The 18573-nt window shown below is 66.2% G+C and carries 18 protein-coding genes and 1 pseudogene; 15 read left to right on the plus strand and 4 right to left on the minus strand.

What is annotated here, in order from left to right:
- The first annotated feature begins 223 nt into the window (after positions 1–223).
- The 6 genes from J2T47_RS02730 to J2T47_RS02755 all read left to right on the plus strand — a co-directional run bounded on the left by J2T47_RS02730 (position 224) and on the right by J2T47_RS02755 (position 6223).
- On the plus strand, positions 224–1294 hold the full coding sequence (locus J2T47_RS02730) for a sensor histidine kinase (RefSeq protein ID WP_253442173.1): 1071 nt from the start codon (positions 224–226) through the stop codon (positions 1292–1294).
- A gap of 4 nt (positions 1295–1298) precedes the next feature.
- Complete coding sequence (gene algR / locus J2T47_RS02735; RefSeq protein WP_017521347.1) at positions 1299–2045, plus strand: alginate biosynthesis regulator AlgR; 747 nt, start codon at positions 1299–1301, stop codon at positions 2043–2045.
- A gap of 115 nt (positions 2046–2160) precedes the next feature.
- A complete protein-coding gene (gene hemC, locus J2T47_RS02740) occupies positions 2161–3099 on the plus strand; it encodes a hydroxymethylbilane synthase (protein ID WP_253442175.1) in 939 nt (312 codons plus the stop codon).
- Positions 3096–3854: a uroporphyrinogen-III synthase gene (locus J2T47_RS02745; protein ID WP_253442177.1), complete on the plus strand. Its 759-nt coding sequence runs from the start codon at positions 3096–3098 to the stop codon at positions 3852–3854. Before hemC ends, J2T47_RS02745 begins: the two co-directional genes overlap by 4 nt.
- Before the next feature lie 27 nt (positions 3855–3881).
- Positions 3882–4994 carry a uroporphyrinogen-III C-methyltransferase gene (locus tag J2T47_RS02750; RefSeq protein WP_253442179.1) on the plus strand — a complete coding sequence of 371 codons (1113 nt, stop codon included), beginning with the start codon at positions 3882–3884 and terminating at the stop codon, positions 4992–4994.
- Entirely contained in the window at positions 4991–6223 is a 1233-nt protein-coding gene (locus J2T47_RS02755) for a heme biosynthesis HemY N-terminal domain-containing protein (RefSeq protein WP_253442181.1), read from the plus strand. Before J2T47_RS02750 ends, J2T47_RS02755 begins: the two co-directional genes overlap by 4 nt.
- A gap of 48 nt (positions 6224–6271) precedes the next feature.
- On the opposite strand, the gene J2T47_RS02760 is transcribed toward J2T47_RS02755, so the two are convergent.
- Positions 6272–7357, minus strand: a complete 1086-nt coding sequence (locus J2T47_RS02760) for a PQQ-dependent sugar dehydrogenase (RefSeq protein ID WP_253442183.1) — start codon at positions 7355–7357, stop codon at positions 6272–6274.
- 116 nt (positions 7358–7473) lie between these two features.
- Between J2T47_RS02760 and J2T47_RS02765 the strand changes: the two genes are divergently transcribed.
- Both J2T47_RS02765 and J2T47_RS02770 read left to right on the plus strand, forming a co-directional pair.
- Positions 7474–7959: a disulfide bond formation protein B gene (locus tag J2T47_RS02765; RefSeq protein ID WP_253442185.1), complete on the plus strand. Its 486-nt coding sequence runs from the start codon at positions 7474–7476 to the stop codon at positions 7957–7959.
- 257 nt (positions 7960–8216) lie between these two features.
- Positions 8217–8684 (plus strand): Rsd/AlgQ family anti-sigma factor, encoded by a 468-nt coding sequence (locus tag J2T47_RS02770; RefSeq protein WP_045213212.1) that lies wholly within the window; start codon positions 8217–8219, stop codon positions 8682–8684.
- Between the two features lie 239 nt (positions 8685–8923).
- Here J2T47_RS02770 and J2T47_RS02775 read toward each other — a convergent pair whose 3' ends face one another.
- A complete protein-coding gene (locus tag J2T47_RS02775) occupies positions 8924–9121 on the minus strand; it encodes a hypothetical protein (protein WP_253442188.1) in 198 nt (65 codons plus the stop codon).
- Positions 9122–9347: 226 nt separating this feature from the next.
- Between J2T47_RS02775 and J2T47_RS02780 the strand changes: the two are divergent.
- Positions 9348–10220 (plus strand): annotated as a pseudogene (locus J2T47_RS02780) (AlgP family protein); the annotation flags it as partial.
- A gap of 300 nt (positions 10221–10520) precedes the next feature.
- Here J2T47_RS02780 and J2T47_RS02785 read toward each other — a convergent pair.
- Positions 10521–10985 (minus strand): TIGR02444 family protein, encoded by a 465-nt coding sequence (locus J2T47_RS02785; RefSeq protein WP_253442195.1) that lies wholly within the window; start codon positions 10983–10985, stop codon positions 10521–10523.
- A gap of 47 nt (positions 10986–11032) precedes the next feature.
- On the opposite strand from J2T47_RS02785, the gene abc-f reads away from it, so the two are divergent.
- The 6 genes from abc-f to J2T47_RS02815 all read left to right on the plus strand — a co-directional run bounded on the left by abc-f (position 11033) and on the right by J2T47_RS02815 (position 17755).
- On the plus strand, positions 11033–12943 hold the full coding sequence (abc-f, locus tag J2T47_RS02790) for a ribosomal protection-like ABC-F family protein (protein ID WP_253442197.1): 1911 nt from the start codon (positions 11033–11035) through the stop codon (positions 12941–12943).
- A complete protein-coding gene (locus J2T47_RS02795) occupies positions 12943–13506 on the plus strand; it encodes a mechanosensitive ion channel family protein (RefSeq protein WP_253442199.1) in 564 nt (187 codons plus the stop codon). Before abc-f ends, J2T47_RS02795 begins: the two co-directional genes overlap by 1 nt.
- A 28-nt stretch (positions 13507–13534) precedes the next feature.
- Positions 13535–14293 carry a TerC family protein gene (locus J2T47_RS02800; RefSeq protein WP_253442201.1) on the plus strand — a complete coding sequence of 253 codons (759 nt, stop codon included), beginning with the start codon at positions 13535–13537 and terminating at the stop codon, positions 14291–14293.
- A gap of 260 nt (positions 14294–14553) precedes the next feature.
- Positions 14554–15183 carry a LysE family transporter gene (locus tag J2T47_RS02805; protein ID WP_253442203.1) on the plus strand — a complete coding sequence of 210 codons (630 nt, stop codon included), beginning with the start codon at positions 14554–14556 and terminating at the stop codon, positions 15181–15183.
- Positions 15184–15311: 128 nt separating this feature from the next.
- A complete protein-coding gene (locus tag J2T47_RS02810; RefSeq protein ID WP_253442205.1) occupies positions 15312–17213 on the plus strand; it encodes a cytochrome c/FTR1 family iron permease in 1902 nt (633 codons plus the stop codon).
- Between the two features lie 71 nt (positions 17214–17284).
- Positions 17285–17755, plus strand: a complete 471-nt coding sequence (locus tag J2T47_RS02815; protein WP_253442207.1) for a YaiI/YqxD family protein — start codon at positions 17285–17287, stop codon at positions 17753–17755.
- A gap of 57 nt (positions 17756–17812) precedes the next feature.
- Here J2T47_RS02815 and elbB read toward each other — a convergent pair whose 3' ends face one another.
- Positions 17813–18466, minus strand: coding sequence for an isoprenoid biosynthesis glyoxalase ElbB (gene elbB, locus J2T47_RS02820; RefSeq protein ID WP_253442209.1), 654 nt, complete (start codon positions 18464–18466; stop codon positions 17813–17815).
- Positions 18467–18573: the final 107 nt, after the last annotated feature.

Genomic DNA, 18573 nt, shown 5'->3' on the forward strand with positions numbered 1-18573 from the left:
TCGCTGAAACGGGCAGGCGCGGCGCGCGGCCTGCATGAAGGGCAAAGTGCGACGATAATAGCAGGCTGAAGGACAAAACCGGCGGCGCTTTGGCAGGTTGCGGCGGGGGAGTGGCGGTGAATCGTCGCGAGCCCCGTGCCGATCTTTGCGCTGTCCGACAATTCCTGGCTTTTGGTCGCACGCGGCGCTTGCCGCCGTGCAGGCGCTTACGGAAACTGCGTCGATGCCCAGACTGACGAAGACCGGCGACCAGCCGGCGCCCAACGAAGACTATTTCATCCCCGAACTCTGCCAGCCCGAAGCGCTGTTCAGCCTGGTGCTGCTCGCCGAACTGCTGGTGCTCGTGCTGGTGCTCGCCGAGCCGATGACGCCCAGCTTCAACTGGGTGCGCCTGGCCCTTTCCTCGCTGTTCGTGCAGTGGATCGTGCTGCTCTCGGCCGGCCTGCTATGCCAGTTGCGGCCGTTCATGGCGCGCTGGCCGGCATGGTTCTCCGGGCTGCTCAGCTGCGCGCTGGTGGTCCTGCTGACGCTGGGCTGCACCTGGGTGGCGGATTATTTCTCCCTCGGCGGGCCCATGAGCCGCACCGGCGAGGTCAACCTTTACCTGCGCCATGCGTTGATTGCGCTCATCATGTCCACGCTGTTGCTACGCTACTTTTACCTGGTGAGCCAATGGCGAAGGCAGGAGCAGGCAGAACTGCGGGCGCGGATCGAATCGCTGCAGGCGCGCATCCGTCCGCACTTCCTGTTCAACAGCCTCAACAGCATCGCCAGCCTGATCGAGATCGATCCGGGCAAGGCCGAGCTGGCGGTACTGAATCTTTCGGACCTTTTTCGCGCCAGCCTGGCCAAACCTGGAACATTAATTTCCTGGGGAGAGGAACTTGAGCTGGCCAGACGCTATCTTTCCATTGAGCAGTTCCGTCTTGGCGACCGGTTGCAGATGGACTGGCAGGTGAGCGGCGTGCCCGAAGGCGTGCCGATTCCCCAGTTGACGCTGCAGCCGTTGCTCGAGAACTCATTGATTTATGGCATCCAGCCGCGCATCGAAGGCGGTCTGGTGAAAGTTGAGGCGGACTACCGTGACGGTGTGTTCCAGCTCTGCGTGAGCAACCCGTACGACGAAGCGACCGAGACGCTGCCCACGAAGGGGACCAAGCAGGCCCTGCAGAATATTGCAGCGCGACTTGCGGCACTTTTCGGGCCAAAAGCTAGTCTCACCGTCGAGCGCCGTGACGGACGGCACTTCACCTGTCTACGCTATCCATGTGCGCGTCTCATGCAGGAAGCCTGAGCTTATGAATGTCCTGATCGTCGATGACGAACCCCTGGCGCGAGAGCGCCTGGCCCGGCTGGTGGGGCAACTGGACGGCTATCGCGTCCTCGAGCCATCCGCCAGCAACGGCGAAGAAGCGCTGACGCTGATCGACAGCCTGAAGCCGGATATCGTCCTGCTGGATATCCGCATGCCCGGCCTGGATGGGCTTCAGGTGGCCGCCAAGCTGTGCGAGCGCGAAGCCCCGCCGGCGGTGATTTTCTGTACCGCCCATGATGAATTCGCCCTGGAGGCGTTCCAGGTCAGTGCGGTCGGCTACCTGGTCAAGCCGGTCCGCAGCGAGGACCTGGCCGACGCCCTGAAGAAAGCCTCGCGGCCTAACCGCGTGCAGCTTGCGGCGCTGACCAAGCCCCCGGCGGCCGGTGGCCCCGGCCCGCGCAGCCACATCAGTGCGCGGACCCGCAAGGGCATCGAGCTGATCCCGCTGGAAGACGTGATCTTCTTCATCGCCGACCACAAGTACGTGACCCTGCGCCACGCGGGCGGCGAAGTGCTGCTGGACGAACCGCTGAAGGCGCTGGAGGACGAGTTCGGTGACCGCTTCGTGCGCATCCACCGCAACGCGCTGGTCTCCCGCGAGCGTATCGAACGCCTGCAGCGCACCCCGCTGGGGCACTTCCAGTTGTACCTGAAAGGACTCAACGGCGACGCGCTGACCGTCAGCCGCCGCCATGTCGCCGGTGTCCGGCGACTCATGCATAACCTGTAGCGACACAGTGCCGCAGCACTCGAAGCCCGGGGGCCACCCCCCCCGGGCTTTTCGTTTGCGTGAGCTGTTATCATGCGGGCACTTTCTTGCACGCTTCCTTTGCCTGGAAATGCCCATGTCTCGCGAAATCCGTATCGCCACGCGCCAGAGCGCCCTGGCACTCTGGCAGGCCGAATACGTCAAGGCCCGCCTGGAACAGGCCCATCCCGGCCTGACCGTGACCCTCCTGCCGATGACCAGCCGCGGTGACAAGCTGTTGGACGCGCCACTGGCGAAAATCGGCGGCAAGGGCCTGTTCGTCAAGGAGCTGGAAACCGCCCTGCTGGACAACGAAGCGGACATCGCCGTGCACTCCATGAAGGACGTGCCGATGGACTTCCCCGAAGGCCTGGGCCTGTACTGCATCTGCGAGCGTGAAGACCCGCGCGACGCCTTCGTCTCCAATACCTACGCCAGCCTCGACGACCTGCCCGCCGGCAGCGTGGTCGGCACCTCCAGCCTGCGCCGCCAGGCCCAGCTGCTGGCCAGCCGCCCGGACCTGCAGATCCGCTTCCTGCGCGGCAACGTCAACACCCGCCTGGCCAAGCTCGATGCCGGCGAGTACGACGCGATCATCCTCGCTGCCGCCGGCCTGATCCGCCTCGGCTTCGAAGACCGCATCCGTTCCTCCATCAGCGTCGAGGCCAGCCTGCCGGCTGGCGGCCAGGGCGCGGTGGGTATCGAGTGCCGCAGCGCCGACGCGGAGATCCATGCCCTGCTGCAACCGCTGCATCACCGTGAGACCGCCCTGCGCGTCACCGCCGAACGTGCGCTGAACAAGCGCCTGAACGGCGGCTGCCAGGTGCCCATCGCCTGCTACGCCATCCTCGAAGGCGACCAGCTGTGGCTGCGCGGCCTGGTTGGCCAGCCCGACGGCACCGAACTGCTGCGCGCTGAAGCCCGCGCACCGTTCGCCGAAGCCGAAACCCTCGGCGTGAAGGTCGCGGAAGATCTGCTGGGCCAGGGCGCCCAGGAAATCCTCGATGCGGTCTACGGCGAGGCCGGTCACCCGTGAGCCGCTGGCGGCTGCTGCTGACCCGTCCCGAAGAGGATTGCGCGGCGCTCGCCGCCACCCTCGCCGAACACGGCATCCACGGCGACTGCCTGCCCTTGCTGGCGATCACGCCGCGGGAAGAAACCCCCGCCGAGCGCAGCCTGATCCTTGACCTGGACCGCTACTGCGCGGTTATCGTGGTCAGCAAGCCCGCGGCGCGCCTGGGCCTGGAGCGGGTCGACCGCTACTGGCCGCAAGCGCCGCTGACCCAGCGCTGGTTCACCGTCGGGGCCGCCACGGCAGCTATCCTCGAAGACTACGGTCTGGATGTGGTCTGCCCGCAGGGTGGTGACGACAGCGAAGCCCTGCTGGCCTTGCCGGAGTTCGAGCAGGCCCTGCAGGTGCATGATCCGAAGGTGTTGATCATGCGCGGCGAGAGTGGCCGAGAATTCCTTGCCGAACGCCTGCGCGGCCAAGGCGTGATGGTCGACTATCTGGAACTCTACCGGCGCGAAATGCCGGCTTACCCCCCGGGCGAACTGCTGCGGCGAATCCAGGGGGAGCGTTTGAACGCCATCGCGGTCAGTAGTGGGCAGGGGCTCGAGCACCTGCGCCAGCTGGCGGCGGCGGATTGGCCGCAAGTCAGCGCGATGCCGTTGTTCGTGCCCAGCCCGCGGGTGGCTGAGCAGGCGCGGGAGATGGGGGCGCTGCGAGTAATCGATTGCCGGGGCGCAAGCCCGACGGCATTAATGGAAGCGTTGAGAAGCGCCGACTAGAACAATTTCCGAGCGAAGGATGGATCTGTGAGCGAAGCCGTCACTCCCCAAGAGACTTCACCAACATCGTCCAGTCCGGCCGCCGCGCCGGCCCCGCGCAAGGGCGGCACGGGCATCGCCCTGCTGGCCCTGCTGGTCGGCGCCGCCGGTCTCGCCGCTGGCGGCTGGGGCGTCTGGCAGGTCCAGCAGCTCAAGGGCGCCGAGCAGCAGCGCGCCGCGCAACTGGAAGACGCCCGCGCCCAGGCGCAGGGCGTGCAGAGCGCCAACGCCGAGCTGAACAAGCGCCTGGATACCCTGCCCAACGCCGACGAGCTCGAAGCCCGCCGTCGCCTGGTGGTGGAACTGCAAGGCGACCAGCAGCAGCTGGCCAAGCAGGTCAAGCAGGTGCTGGGGCAGGGCCGCCAGCAATGGCGCCTGGCCGAGTCCGAGCACCTGTTGCGTCTGGCCGCGCTGCGTCTCTCCGCGCTGCAGGACATCGACAGCGCCATCGAGCTGGTCCAGGGCGCCGACGACATCCTTCGTGTGAACAACGATCCGGGCGCCTTCGCTGCTCGCGCGCAACTGGCCAAGAGCCTCGAAGCGCTACGTGCGTTGCCCCAGCCCGACCGCACTGGTCTGTTCCTGCAATTGGGCGCGCTGCGCGACCAGGCTGCCCAGCTGCAACCGCTGAACCCCGCCTTCAAGCCCTCCGACACCGGCACTGGCCCGAACACCGCCTGGAGCGACGGCAACGACCGCTGGAGCGAGTGGTGGGACCGCGTCTCGCAGTACGTGCGCATCGATTTCAATGCCGGACAGGACATTCGCCCGCTGCTTTCCGGCCAGCAACTGGACCGCGTCCGCCTTGCCCTGAGCCTCGCCCTGGAGCAGGCGCAGTGGGCCGCGTTGAACGGCAAGCAGGACGTCTACGAGCAGGCGCTGAAACAGGCCAGGCAGATCGTCAGCGACTTCTTCAACGCCGACCTCGCCGACAGCCGCGCGCTGGTCGCGCGCCTGGATGAGCTGAGTGGCCAGGCCGTCACCGTGCAGACGCCGGACCTCGGCCCGGCCCTGAGTTCGCTGCAGGCCTACCTGTCGCGCCGCGAGAATGCGGTGCAACAGCAGGAGGCAGTGGCGCCCGACGCGGGGACCCAGCCATGAGCCGCTTCTACGTCCTGATCCTTGCGGTGGTTCTGGCGGCCACCCTGGTCGGGTTGGCCGTCGCCGAGCAGTCCGGCTACGTGCTGATCGCCTACAAGAGCTTCCGCTACGAATCCAGCCTGTGGACCTTCCTCGCGCTGCTGGTGGTGTTCTGGGTGATCTACCTCGCCGTGCGCCTGGTGCTACGTCTGTTGGGGGTCTCCGGCCGAGTGGTGAATCCCTGGTCGCGCTTCAACCGCCGCCGTCGCTCGCAACTGGCCGAGGAACATGGCCAGCGCGATCTCGCCGAAGGGCACTGGACGCAGGCGCTGCGTCACCTGCGTCGTGCCGCCGAGCTGAGTGATCGCCCGCTGCCGCATTACCTGGGCGCTGCCCGCGCGGCCAACGAGCTGGGCAAGATCGAAGAGTGCGACGAGTTGCTGGACCGTGCCCAGGAGCGCGAGCCCGGCTCCGAGCTTGCGGTGGGTCTTACCCGCGCTCAACTGCTGATCAATCGTGGCGACTTCGCCCGCGCCCGCGTGGTGCTGGACAAGCTGCACCAGGATCACCCGCGCCACCCGACCGTGCTGCGCCTGCTCCAGCAGCTCTACGTCAGCCTCCACGAATGGCAGGCGCTGTGCGTGCTGTTGCCGGAGCTGCGCAAGGAGCGTGTGCTGCAGAACGCCGAGCTGGCTGACCTGGAGCGCCGCACCTGGATGGCCGCGCTGGGCGAGGCGGGCGAGCAGGGCATCGGCCAGGGCGAAAGCAGCCTGCAGCCGCTGACCCAGCGCTGGCAGAACGTGCCCTCCAATCTTCGCGCGCAGCCGCCGCTGGTGGCTGCCTACGCCGAGCAGTTGCTGCGTCTGGGCGCGCCGGAAGAGGCCGAAGAAGTGCTGCGCAAGGCGCTCAAGGAAGGCTACGACAGCCGTCTGGTGCACCTCTATGGCCGCGCCCGCGGCCGCGACGGCGCGCACCAGCTGAAGACCGCCGAAGGCTGGCTGAAGCAGCAGGGCGACGATCCCGAACTGCTGCTGACTCTCGGCCGCCTGTGCCTGCAGAACAAGCTGTGGGGCAAGGCGCGCGAGTACCTGGAAGCCAGTCTGGCCCGCCAGCGCAGCGCGGAAACCTGCGCTGAACTGGCGCGTCTGCTGGCGCAACTGGGCGAAGTGGAGCGCAGCAACCAGCTGTTCCAGGAAGGCCTGGGCCTGCTGGCTCCACCTGTTTCACTGCCGGTGGCGGTGCGCGCCTGATCCTGTCGACGTGAGTGAAAACGGCGCCCGAGGGCGCCGTTTTCGTTGTCAGGGATTGCCGTAGTGGATGCGGTAGATCGCGCCGTTCTGGTCATCACTGACCAGCAGCGATCCGTCCGGGGCGACCAGCACGTCAGCTGGCCTCCCGTGAACCCCGCCATCCTTGTCGAGCCAGCCTTCGGCGAACACGCTCTGGCGCTTCAGCGTGCCGTCCTCGTTGAGCTCGACCCGCGCCACCCGGTAGCCGATCTTCCGCGTGCGGTTCCACGAGCCGTGCTCGGCGATGAACAGGTTGTCGCGGTATTCGACGGGGAACTGCTCGCCGGTGTAGAAGCGCAGGCCGAGCGCAGCGACGTGGGGGCCGAGCTTGGCCACTGGCGGGGTGAAGGACGAGCAGGGAGTTCTGCCTTCCTCGGGGTCGGCAATATCGCCCTGGTGGCAGTCCGGATAGCCGAAGTCCTCGCCCACCTTGCTGACCTTGTTCAGTTCATCGTCGGGCTTGTCGTCGCCGAGCAGGTCGCGGCCGTTGTCGGTGAACCACAGCTGCTTCGTCTGCGGATGCCAGGTGAAGCCGACGGTGTTGCGGATGCCGTAGGCGACCACTTCCCGCGCGCTGCCATCGGCGTTCATGCGCTGCAGGTTGGCGTATTGCTCGCGGTCCGGTCGGCAGATGTTGCAGGGCGCGCCGACCGGTACGTAGAGCTTGTCGTCCGGGCCGAAGGCGATGAATTTCCAACCATGCGCGGTCTCCTTCGGGAACTGCGCCGGCAGCTCTTCGGCCTTGGGAGGTGCGTCGAGGTGCGCTTCGATGTCGCGCAGCACGACAATGCGGTTGATCGACGACACGTACAGGTCGCCTTTGTGGAAGGTCACGCCCACGGGCATCTGCAGGCCATCGGCGATTACCTTCACCTGGCCGTCAGGCTTCACCGCGAAGACCTTGTCGGCGGAGCGACTGCCCACGAACAGCGTACCCCTTTCGCCCCAGGCCATGGCGCGGGCGCCCGGCACCTGGTCGGTGAGCAGGCTGATGTGGAAGCCTTCAGGGAGTCGGATCTGGCTGAGGTCGGTGGCGGCAATTGCCGGCGATGCTGTCAGTGAAAGCAGCGAGAAAAGCAGGAAATGACGACGCATGGCAGGAATTCCCGGATGAGTGCCACGGCCAGTCTAGACACTCGCCTTGAACTGATCGTCGTGTTTCCACTACCGTAGCGGCCTTTCCTGCAACAGCGCTTTTCAGCGGAGCCGCCATGAACCTGGCCAGCCCTCGTTCCCTGTTCTTCCTTGCCTTCCTCGCCTGCGTCGCCTTGCTCGGCACCGGCTTCTACCTGCAGTACGTGGTCGGGCTGGAGCCTTGTCCGCTGTGCATCCTGCAGCGCATCTTCTTCGCCGGCTGCGGTCTGTTCTCGCTGATCGCCGCTCTACATGGCCGTGCGCCGCGCGTGTACTCGCTGCTGATTCTGCTCAGTGCCCTGGGTGGTGCCGGCACCGCAGGCCGTCAGATCTGGCTGCAGACCCTGCCGCCGGACCAGCTGCCGTCCTGCCTGCCGCCGCTGGATTTCATGCTCGAAAGCATGCCCTACACGCAGATTCTCTACACCATGTTCCACGGTTCGGCCGACTGCGCCGAGGTGACCTGGACCCTGCTCGGCATGAGTATCGCGGAGTGGAGCCTGCTGGCCTTCGTCGGTTACGCCCTGTTCGCCATCGTGCAGTTCTTCCGCCGCCGCGGCTGAGGGTCGCATCGCAATTCGCCATGGCCTGCGTCCCATCGGTGCAGGCCAGAGGCGTCGCGGTCTGTCGATTAAACGCCCGTATGAATTTTCCCGCGGCCGGTGTCTTGAAGGCGGCAACGGGCGGGCATACTCTGGTTTTCCACTCCGTCGGAAAGCCGCCGCCGAACAAGCTTCACACATCGCGGATGTCGAGATTCGACAGAATATTGTCCCGGGGCGGACCTAGCCGGGACGGCGAAAAGGGAAGTGAGGACAACATGCTCGAGAGCTGCCGTAATGCCCAGGAACGTTGGGGAGGCGTACACCAGCTGATCGACCGCTGGTTGCGGGATCGACATGAATTGGTCCGGGCATTCGATTCCCTGGACGGTGTCCAGGCGCCGAAGACCAATGCCGAGAACCTGCAGAGCTTCTGCCAGCTTCTGCTCGACTACGTATCGGCGGGCCACTTCGAGGTCTACGAACAACTGATGAACGAGGCGCAGGCCTTCGGTGATACGCGCGGCCTGGAACTGGCCAAGCAGATCTACCCGCGCCTGGAGACCATCACCGCCAATGCACTGAACTTCAACGACCGCTGCGACAACGGCGATTGCCGCGAAGGCACCTGCCTGACCAGCGAGCTGAAAAGCCTGCGCCAGCAACTGCACGAACGCTTCGAACTGGAAGACTGCCTGATCGAAGTACTGCACAACTCCCACGAGCAGAAAGCCGTTACGGCCTGAGCGAAGGGACGTCCGACAACGGCGCGGGTGCCTCCAGCACTCGCGCCGTTGTCGTTTTGAGTCCGGGCTGTTCATGCGATCGCGGGCGAAGTCCGTTCCTGCCCAAGGTTCACCCCTCCGCGCAGGAGCGGATGTCTGTCGGCGATGTATCGAGCCGCGTACCAGGATCCGCAGCGCTGAAAGTTCGCGCCGTTCGGCAGCTTGCAGCGGTGCTGGCGCAGTCTTTTTCGGGCCCTGGTTCACGGCTGGAAATGGATCGCCAGGGTGACTGTGAAGGCGTGTTCGCGCGAGCATTTCCACTGTGTCCTGATCGCGATTTCGGCGTCGTGCTGGTGCGCCGCTAACGCCGCGCAATCCGCCTTCATCGGGGCCTTCAGGCAGTGTTCCGAAAGCTCTGCGACGGGCATCCCAGGCGTGTCGGGGAAATATTTTTTCATCCGTCAAACGCCCGTGCCACGGGCGTTTGCGCCGCCACGACGGTTGCGTCAATGGAACCAAGTGCGAGATGCGGCGTCACTGGGTGAGTGAAAAAACGCGCCTTCGCGCACTGCTGAAAACCCCTGAAGCCAATGCCTGCTGCGGCCTGCAGCACAATAGGGACATTGGCGAGAGGCCATCAGCGGGGCTAGTATGGGCGCAACCACGTCCGCCAGGAGGCACGTCATGTCGGCCAACAAGAAACCCGTCACTACCCCTCTGCACCTGCTGCACCAGTTGTCCAACAGTCTGATCGAACACCTCGAAGGTGCCTGCAAGCAGGCGCTTGTCGATTCCGAAAAGCTGCTCGCCAAGCTCGAGAAACAGCGCGGCAAGGCTCAGGAGAAGCTGCACAACGCACGCACCAAGCTGCAGGACGCGTCCAAGGCCGGCAAGGCGAAGGCGCAGGCCAAGGCCAAGTCGAGCATCGCTGAGCTCGATGGCGTGCTGGATGTTCTGAAGGCCCGCCAGACTGAAACCCGTGCCTACATCGCCAACCTCAAGCGCGATGTGCAGGAGAGCCTGAAGCTCGCCCAGGGCGTGACCAAGGTGAAGGAAGCCGCTGGCAAATCCCTCGCTACCCGCAAGCCGGTTGCTGCCGCAAAACCGGTTGCCAAGGCCGCTGCCAAACCGGCTGCCAAGCCGGCCGTGAAAGCTGCCGCCAAGCCTGCCGCCAAAGCTGCAGCAAAACCCGCGGCCAAGCCTGCTGCGAAGCCGGCCGCCAAGGTTGCCGCTGCCAAGCCCGCGGCTAAAGTTGCTGCGAAACCCGCGGCCAAACCGGCTGCCAAGCCTGCCGCTAAAGCAGCTGCCAAGCCCGCTGCCAAACCCGCCGCGCGCACCGCTGCCGCCAAGCCTGCCGCTGCCAAGCCGGCTGCCAAGGCTGCCGCTAAACCCGCCGCTAAACCCGCCGCCAAGCCGGCTGCAAAAGCTGCCGCGAAACCGGCTGCCAAGCCTGCTGCCGCCAAGCCCGCCGCTGCCGCCAAACCGGCTGCTGCGAAGCCCGCTGCCAAGCCGGCCGCCAAGCCTGCTGCGAAAGCCGCCGCTAAACCGGCTGCCAAACCTGCTGCCGCCAAGCCCGCCGCTGCCGCCAAACCGGCTGCTGCAAAGCCTGCCGCGAAGCCCGCTGCCGCTGCCAAACCGGCCGCCAAGCCCGCTGCGAAACCGGCTGCCAAGCCGGCCGTGAAGGCTGCCGCCAAACCGGCTGCGGCCAAGCCCGCCGTGGCTGCCAAGCCGGCCGCTCCGGCTGCTCCGAGCGCCCCGGCTGCTCAGCCGAGCACTCCGGCCGCTACCCCGGTTGCCAGCGCCACTCCGGCACCGGCTGCTCCGGCCAGCAGCAACTCCTCCAGCGCTTCCTGAGGCTCAGGAGAGGCTCGCCGCGGTGTGCAGGGTTTCCCGCGCATCGCGGCGCAAGCCGCCCGCTTCACCTGTCGCGGCTTCCAGCCAGCGCGCCAGGTCCTCCGCTTCATCCCGTGGCCAATCCTGCGCCACCGTCTCCAGTCTTCCCAGCAGCACCTTTTCCGCTTCCAGTTCGAGCTGTTTGACTCGCTCGCGCAATGGCGCCAGCTGCGCATCCTGCTCCGCCGATTCCCGCCAGCGCTGACGCAGCGAACGCAAAGGCACAACCACCTCTTCGCGCCATCCCTGCGCCGTGCTTTCCAGCTCGCTCATTCGCGCCGCCGCGAAGGCCACGCCAGTGCCGCCCAGCCACGCTGCAGCGAGCACCAGGCAGACATCCGCGCCGCCTTCCTGCAGGGTCAGGCAAGCCGCCTCAACCCCAGGGCGGGCGTAGAGTTTCAGTGCATACGACCAGACATCATCAGACATAGAGCACCCACAGCGATTGCCAGGCGAAGCTGATAAACTCCGCCGCCATGATTCGACTACAAAATCTTACGCTACAGCGTGGCCCCCAGCGCTTGCTGGAAGGTGCCGAACTCACCCTGCACGCCGGACAGAAAGTCGGCCTGATCGGCGCCAACGGCGCCGGCAAGTCGAGCCTGTTCGCCCTGCTGCGCGGCCAGCTCGGCCAGGACGCCGGCGACTGCTACCTGCCCGCGGACTGGCGCATCGCGCACATGCGCCAGGAGGTCGATACCCTCGACCGCCTCGCCGTCGACTACGTGCTCGATGGCGACGTGCACCTGCGCAAGATCCAGGCAGACCTCGCCGCGGCCGAAGACGCCCACGACGGCACTGCCCTGGCGCGCCTGCACAGCGAACTCGACAGTGCTGACGGATACACCGCCGACGCCCGTGCGCGCAAGCTGCTGGCGGGCCTGGGCTTCACCTCCGAGCAGATGGACCGTCGCGTCGGCGACTTCTCCGGCGGCTGGCGGATGCGCCTGAACCTGGCGCAGGCGCTGATGTGCCCGTCCGAACTGCTGCTGCTCGACGAACCGACCAACCACCTCGACCTCGATGCCATCCTCTGGCTGGAAGAGTGGCTCAAGAGCTACCCGGGCACGCTGCTGCTGATCTCCCACGACCGCGATTTCCTCGACGCCGTGGTGGACAACATCGCCCACCTCGAACAGCGCAAGCTGACCCTGTACCGCGGTGGCTACTCGGCCTTCGAGCGCACCCGCGCCGAACGCCTCGCCCAGCAGCAACAGGCGTACGAGAAGCAGCAGGCGCAACGCGCGCACATGGAAAAGTACATCGCCCGCTTCCGCGCCCAGGCTACCAAGGCCCGCCAGGCGCAGAGCCGGATCAAGGCATTGGAGCGCCTGGAGGAACTGGCACCGGCCCACGTCGATTCGCCGTTCGACTTCGCCTTCCGCGAGTCCGACAAGATTTCCAGCCCGCTGCTCAACCTGTCCGAGGCCCGCCTGGGCTACGGCGAGAAAACGGTGCTGGAGAAGGTCAAGCTGCAACTGGTTCCCGGCGCGCGCATCGGCCTGCTCGGCCCCAACGGCGCAGGCAAGTCCACACTGATCAAGACCCTGTCCGGCGACCTGTCGCTGCTGTCGGGAGAGCTTGCCCGTGGCGAGAACCTCGCCATCGGCTACTTCGCCCAGCACCAGCTCGACTCGCTCGATCCCAAGGCCAGCCCACTGCTGCACCTGGCGCGTATCGCCCCGGCGGAACGCGAGCAGACCCTGCGCGACTTCCTCGGCGGCTTCGACTTCCGCGGCGAGCGCTGCGACGAGCCGGTGCTGAACTTCTCCGGTGGCGAAAAGGCGCGCCTGGCCCTGGCGCTGATCGCCTGGCAGAAGCCCAACCTGCTGCTGCTCGACGAACCGACCAACCACCTCGACCTGGAAATGCGCCTGGCGCTGACCCTGGCGCTGCAGGAGTTCTCCGGCGCCGTGGTGGTGGTTTCCCACGATCGTCACCTGCTCAAGAGCACCACCGACGAGTTCTTCCTGGTCGCCGACGGGCGCATCCAGGAGTTCGACGGCGACCTCGAGGACTATGCCCGCTGGCTGGTGGATTTCCGTGCGCGGCAGACACCGTCGACATCCTCTGCGCCGGCTGGCGACAAGACCGACAAGCGCGCCCAGCGCCAGGCCGCCGCGGCCCTGCGCCAGCAACTCGCCCCGCACAAGCGCGAGGCGGACAAGTTGGAGAAGGAACTGGGCAAGGTCCACGAGCTGCTCGCTGAACTGGAGGAGCGCCTGGGCGACAGCGCGCTCTATGAGGCTGCGCGCAAGGACGAACTGCGTGACCTGCTGGCCCGTCAGGCAACCCTGAAATCCCGCGAGAGCGAGCTGGAAGAGTCCTGGCTGATGGCCCTGGAAACCCTCGAAGAACTGCAGCGCCAGCTCGAGGCCAGTGAGTGATGGATGACGTGAACCTGCTGGTGGCGTGGAGCGAACCGCTGCTGCGTGGCGGGCAGATCATCCTCGTCCTGTTGCTGGCGTGGCTGCTGCAGCGAGTGGTAGCGCGCGCCATCAGTCGCCTGGGCGAGCGCTATCCGATGCCGCCGGAGCTGCTGCTGCCGCTGCGTGGTGGCCTGCGCTGGCTGATCATGGGCTCGGCGCTGATGCTGGTGCTGGAGCGCCTGGGCGTCTCCGCCGATGTGCTCTGGGCCGCGCTGACCGGCTTCGCCGCCGTTGCCGCGGTGGCCTTCTTCGCCATCTGGAGTGTGCTCTCCAATCTGTTCTGCGCGCTGATGATCTTCACCATGGGGCCGTTTCGCCTGGGCGACCGGGTGGAAGTCATCGAGTCCGCCGACAAACCCGGCGTGAAGGGGCGGGTGATAGCGATCAACCTGCTCTATACCACCCTGGAAGAGACCAACGAAGACGGCACGCCTGGTGCGCTGCTGCAGGTACCGAACAACCTGTTCTTCCAGAAAGCCATCCGCCGCTGGCGCGGATCGAATTTCCCCACCACTCCCTGACCCACTGCCCTCAACGGACTCCCCCACTATGGAATGGCTCACTAGCCCCGAAATCTGGGTTGCCTTTCTGACCCTGACTGCCCTGGAAATCGTACTGGGCATCGACAACATCATCTTCATTTCCATCCTGGTCGGCCGCCTGCCGCCCGCCCAGCAACCCAAGGCGCGCTTCTTCGGCCTGGCGCTGGCAATGGGCACGCGGATCCTGCTGCTGCTCTCGATTACCTGGGTCATGCGCCTGACCGCCGACCTGTTCACCGTGTTCGACCACGGTATCTCCGGGCGCGACCTGATCCTGTTCTTCGGCGGCCTGTTCCTGCTGTTCAAGAGCACCATGGAAATCTTCCACAGCCTCGAAGGTGCGGAAGAGGGCGGGCAGCAGGGCGGCAAGTCCCGCGGCTTCATGGGCATCATCATCCAGATCGCGATCATCGATATCGTGTTCTCCCTGGACTCGGTGATCACCGCCGTGGGGCTGGTGCAGCACGTACCGGTGATGGTTGCGGCCATCGTCATCTCGGTCGGCGTGATGATGCTGTCGGCCGGCACCATCAGCGCCTTCATCGAGAAGCACCCGTCGCTGAAGATGCTCGCCCTGTCGTTCCTCATCGTGGTCGGCACCGTGCTGATCGCCGAGGCCTTCGAGATCCACGTGCCCAAGGGCTACGTGTACTTCGCCATGGCCTTCTCGCTGGCGGTGGAGGCGATCAACATCCGCCTGCGCGGCGCCCTGGCGCGCAAGCGTGGCGAGGAGCCGGTGAAGCTGCGCAAGGACGTGCCGAGCTGATGGCTCTGTGTTGAAGCAAGAAAGCCCGGCCCAGTGCCGGGCTTTTTGTCTTTGCTTTTCGTAGGACCGAGGGGGACGCCTAGTCCTTGCCCGCGAACCGCCCAGGGGAAGTGTCGCCGGGAGTCTCTGTTCGCGAGCAAGCTCGCTCCTACAGGGGGCACCCGACCTTCGTCGGCAGCGCTGGGAGAGTCGGCTCGACTGAGGCACACTGGCTGCCCGTAACAAATTATTGCGCCTGCCTGGGCGCCGTGAGGTCCGCAATGCTCGCCAGTACCTGGTTCGCCTTCTTCATCGCCTGCTGGGTGATCAGCCTGTCGCCCGGCGCCGGGGCCATCGCCTCGATGTCCTGCGGGCTGCAATACGGCTTCTGGCGCGGCTACTGGAATGCCCTGGGTCTGCAGATCGGCCTGGCGCTGCAGATCGCCATCGTGGCGGCGGGGGTCGGTGCGCTGCTCTCGGCTTCGGCGGTGGCGTTCAGTGCGATCAAATGGTTCGGCGTGGTCTACCTGGTCTACCTTGCGTATCGGCAGTGGACCGCCGCTCCGCAAGTCATGGCAGCCAGCGGCGAGCGCGCCATCGGCCGGCCGCTGACTCTGGTGCTGCGCGGCTTCCTGGTGAACGCCAGCAACCCCAAGGCGGTGATCTTCATGCTCGCGGTGCTGCCGCAGTTCGTCGACCCGCACCGCCCGATGGCGATCCAGTACGTGATCATGGGCGCCACCATGATCACCGTGGACCTGATCGTCATGGCCGGCTATACCGGCCTGGCCGCTCGCGTACTGCGCGCCCTGCGCTCGCAACGCCAGCAGCGGGTGATGAATCGGACTTTCGCGACCCTGTTCGTGGGGGCCGCCGCGCTGCTCGCCACCGTCCGCCGCGCGCCGGCCTGAGGGTGATTTCCTGGCTCCGGAGCGACCTTGTGGGCGCTTCGGACGCAACTGTGCGGGACATTTGTCCTTGCATAGACGGAAACCTGAGGTGACAATTTAACCTCTTTCATTCTCATTTACCTTTCCGTATGCGCCCCTCCAAACTTTTCGTCTGGCTGTTGCCGCTGGTCGGCCTCTTCAGCCTTGGAGCTCAAGCCGACACGGCTGTCGACCCCTCCCAAGCCCTTCACCTGCTCAGCTATCTCGCTGCCGACTACCCGGCCACCGTCACTGACGGCAAGGTCGTCGACGAGAGCGAATACAAGGAGCAACTGGAATTCGTCGGCACTCTGCAGGCGCTGATCGTTGCCCTGCCGGCCGTTGCCGAGCGCGCCGACCTGGAGAAGGACGCCGCCGGCCTCAAGCAGGCCATCGAGCAGCGGCTTCCGGGCAAGCAGGTCGCCCAGCAGGCCCGTCACCTGGAGGCGCGCGTCGCCGATCTCTACCAGGTGGTGCAGACCCCTGCGATCACTCCGGACCCGACCCGCGGCGCCGAGGTTTACACCCAGCAGTGCTCGATCTGCCACGGTGACGCCGGCAAGGGCAATGGCCCGGCCGGCATCGGCCTGGAGCCGCCGCCGGCCAACCTGACCGACCGCGCGCGCCTTGACCAGCTGAGTCTCTACGACCTGCGCAACGTCATCGGTCTGGGCATTTCCGGCACCGACATGCCGGCCTTCGCCGACCAGCTCGACGAGCGTCAGCGCTGGGACCTGGCGTCCTACGTCGCCAGCCTCAGCGCCGGCCAGGCCAAGGCCGATCCGGCGCATGCCTACCCGCTGGCGACCCTCTCGACCCAGACCCCGGCCGACGTCGCCGAGCGTGATGGCGAGGCTGCGGCCGAAAGCTTCCGTGCCCTGCGCGCGCACCCGCCGCTGGAGCACCGTGGCCCGGCGCAGCAGATCGACTACACCACCGTAACCCTGGACAAGAGCTTCGCCGTATACCGCTCCGGCGACCACGACCAGGCCTACGACCTGTCCGTGGCGGCCTACCTGGAAGGCTTCGAGCTGGTGGAAAGCTCGCTGGACAACGTCGACGCTGACCTGCGCAAGGCCACCGAGAAGCAACTGATGGCCTACCGTCAGGCACTGCGTGACGGCTTGCCGGAAGCCGAAGTGGCGAAGCAGCTGGAACTGGCCAAGGCCAAGCTGGCGGACGCCGCCAAGGCCCTGAGCGGCGACTCGCTGAGCTTCTCCATCAGCTTTGTCTCGGCCCTGCTGATCCTCCTGCGCGAAGGCGTGGAAGCGATCCTGGTGCTGGCCGCGATCCTTGCCTTCCTGCGCAACACCGGACAGGAAAAGGCAGTGCGCGGCGTTCACGTCGGCTGGGGCCTGGCCTTCGTCGCCGGCTTCGCCACCTGGGCAGTCGCCGCCTACGTCATCGACATCGGCGGCGCCCAGCGCGAGCTGATGGAAGGTTTCACCTCGCTGTTCGCCTGCGTGATGGTGCTCTGGCTCGGTGTGTGGATGCACGACCGCCGCCACGCCGCCGCCTGGCAGGACTATATCCGCAGCAGCCTGGTGGGCGGCGGTGGCCGCTTCGGCTTCGCGGTGCTGGCGTTCTTCTCGGTCTACCGCGAGCTGTTCGAGGTCATCCTGTTCTACGAGACCCTCTGGCTGCAGGCCGGCCCGGCCGGGCACAACGCGGTAATCGCCGGCGCGGGCACCGCCGTGGTGATCCTGATCGGCATCGCCTTCGTGATCCTGCGTGGTTCGGCGAAGCTGCCGCTGAAGCTGTTCTTCACCGTCAACGCCGCGCTGCTCTGCGCCCTGTCGGTGGTCTTCGCCGGCCACGGCGTGGTCGCCCTGCAGGAAGCCGGTGTGATCGGCACCCGCCCGGTGCCGTTCTTCGACTTCGACTGGCTCGGCATCAAGGCCGACGCCTACTCGCTGTCGGCCCAGGCCGTGGCGCTGGTGGCGGTGGCCGTGCTTTACGGACGCAGCTACTTCTCCGAACGCCGCAAGGCCGCCGAGATCGCCTCGTCCTGAGGCAATAGCCAAGCTATACACAACGGCCAGTGCGATACTGGCCGTTGTGCTTTGTGGAGAGTGGTTTTCCGATGCGTATCTGGATCGATGCCGACGCCTGCCCGCGCGCGGCCAAGGAGCTGGTGGCCAAGTTCGCCCTCAAGCGCAAGCTGGAGGTGGTGATGGTTGCCGGCCAGCCCGTGGCCAAGCCGCCGTTCGCCTGCGTCAGCCTGATAGTGGTGCCCAGCGGGATGGACGCCGCCGACGATTACCTGGTGGAGCAGGCCGAGCCCGGCGACCTGGTGATCTGCAGCGACGTGCCGCTGGCCGACCGCCTGGTGAAGAAGGGCGTTGACGCGCTCGACCCGCGTGGCCGCGAGTTCGACGAGAAGAACATGGGTGAGCGTCTTGCCGTGCGCAACCTGTTCACCGACCTGCGCGAACAGGGCCAGGTGGGAGGAGGGCAGGCGCCCTACGGCGACAAGGATCGCCAGGCCTTCGCCAATGGTCTGGACCGGCTGCTGACGCGCCTGCTGCGAGAAGCAGAGGCTCGCAAGGGCTGATCCGGCCTGAAACGAAAACGCCCGGCATTGCCGGGCGTTTTGCATTCAGCGTGCCGCTCAGGCCAGCTCCAGCACCCGGTCTACCGCCTTGTTGATGCCGCTGGCGGCTTCGGCGATGGACTGTGCAAGCATGTAGGCCGGGGTGGTGACCAGTTTGTGGTCCTTGTCCTCGACGATGTCGTCCACGGCGCAATCGATGTGCTTGGCACCCATGCTGGTCAGCGCCTGGGCGGTATCCGCGTCGGTGCCGATGGTGCATTCCACGCCGGCGCCATAGATGCGCGCGGCCATGGCCGGGGCGATGCAGAGCAGGCCGACCGGCTTCTTCGCCGCGGCGAAGGCCTTGGCCAGGGCCAGGACATCAGGCTGCACTTCGCACTGGTCGCCCTTGAAGGCAAAGTCACTGAGGTTCTTTGCCGCGCCGAAGCCGCCGGGCACGATCAGGGCGTCGAAGTCCTCGACCCTGGCTTCGCGTACGTCCTTCACCTCGCCACGGGCGATGCGCGCGGATTCCACCAGTACGTTGCGGTTCTCGGCCATTTCCTCGCCGGTGAGGTGGTTCAGCACGTGGTGCTGGGCGATGTTCGGGGCGAAGCACTGCACCTTGGCGCCGCGCTGGGAAAGACGCAGCAGGGTGATCACGCTTTCGTGGATCTCGGCGCCGTCATAGACGCCGCAGCCGGAGAGGATGACGGCAACTTTCTTCTGCATGAACTGCTCCTGTTCGAGGATGCCGGGCGTGTCGCGATATGCCGCCCGGGTTGTCGCCGGCGGTCGGGGCCGGCGCGGGAGTAGGGGCTAGGATCAATCATCAGGGC

It is taken from the genome of Pseudomonas nitroreducens (assembly GCF_024170165.1).
In the GTDB taxonomy this organism is placed as follows: Bacteria; Pseudomonadota; Gammaproteobacteria; order Pseudomonadales; family Pseudomonadaceae; genus Pseudomonas; species Pseudomonas nitroreducens_C.

Excerpts from the sequence above, each read along its gene's own strand:
- J2T47_RS02730 (WP_253442173.1), top strand. The coding sequence starts at position 224 with ATGCCCAGACTGACGAAGACCGGCGACCAGCCGGCGCCCAACGAAGAC.
- algR (WP_017521347.1), top strand. The coding sequence starts at position 1,299 with ATGAATGTCCTGATCGTCGATGACGAACCCCTGGCGCGAGAGCGCCTG.
- hemC (WP_253442175.1), top strand. The coding sequence starts at position 2,161 with ATGTCTCGCGAAATCCGTATCGCCACGCGCCAGAGCGCCCTGGCACTC.
- J2T47_RS02755 (WP_253442181.1), top strand. The coding sequence starts at position 4,991 with ATGAGCCGCTTCTACGTCCTGATCCTTGCGGTGGTTCTGGCGGCCACC.
- J2T47_RS02760 (WP_253442183.1), bottom strand. The coding sequence starts at position 7,357 with ATGCGTCGTCATTTCCTGCTTTTCTCGCTGCTTTCACTGACAGCATCG.
- J2T47_RS02765 (WP_253442185.1), top strand. The coding sequence starts at position 7,474 with ATGAACCTGGCCAGCCCTCGTTCCCTGTTCTTCCTTGCCTTCCTCGCC.
- J2T47_RS02770 (WP_045213212.1), top strand. The coding sequence starts at position 8,217 with ATGCTCGAGAGCTGCCGTAATGCCCAGGAACGTTGGGGAGGCGTACAC.
- J2T47_RS02775 (WP_253442188.1), bottom strand. The coding sequence starts at position 9,121 with ATGAAAAAATATTTCCCCGACACGCCTGGGATGCCCGTCGCAGAGCTT.
- J2T47_RS02785 (WP_253442195.1), bottom strand. The coding sequence starts at position 10,985 with ATGTCTGATGATGTCTGGTCGTATGCACTGAAACTCTACGCCCGCCCT.
- abc-f (WP_253442197.1), top strand. The coding sequence starts at position 11,033 with ATGATTCGACTACAAAATCTTACGCTACAGCGTGGCCCCCAGCGCTTG.
- J2T47_RS02795 (WP_253442199.1), top strand. The coding sequence starts at position 12,943 with ATGGATGACGTGAACCTGCTGGTGGCGTGGAGCGAACCGCTGCTGCGT.
- J2T47_RS02800 (WP_253442201.1), top strand. The coding sequence starts at position 13,535 with ATGGAATGGCTCACTAGCCCCGAAATCTGGGTTGCCTTTCTGACCCTG.
- J2T47_RS02805 (WP_253442203.1), top strand. The coding sequence starts at position 14,554 with ATGCTCGCCAGTACCTGGTTCGCCTTCTTCATCGCCTGCTGGGTGATC.
- J2T47_RS02810 (WP_253442205.1), top strand. The coding sequence starts at position 15,312 with ATGCGCCCCTCCAAACTTTTCGTCTGGCTGTTGCCGCTGGTCGGCCTC.
- J2T47_RS02815 (WP_253442207.1), top strand. The coding sequence starts at position 17,285 with ATGCGTATCTGGATCGATGCCGACGCCTGCCCGCGCGCGGCCAAGGAG.
- elbB (WP_253442209.1), bottom strand. The coding sequence starts at position 18,466 with ATGCAGAAGAAAGTTGCCGTCATCCTCTCCGGCTGCGGCGTCTATGAC.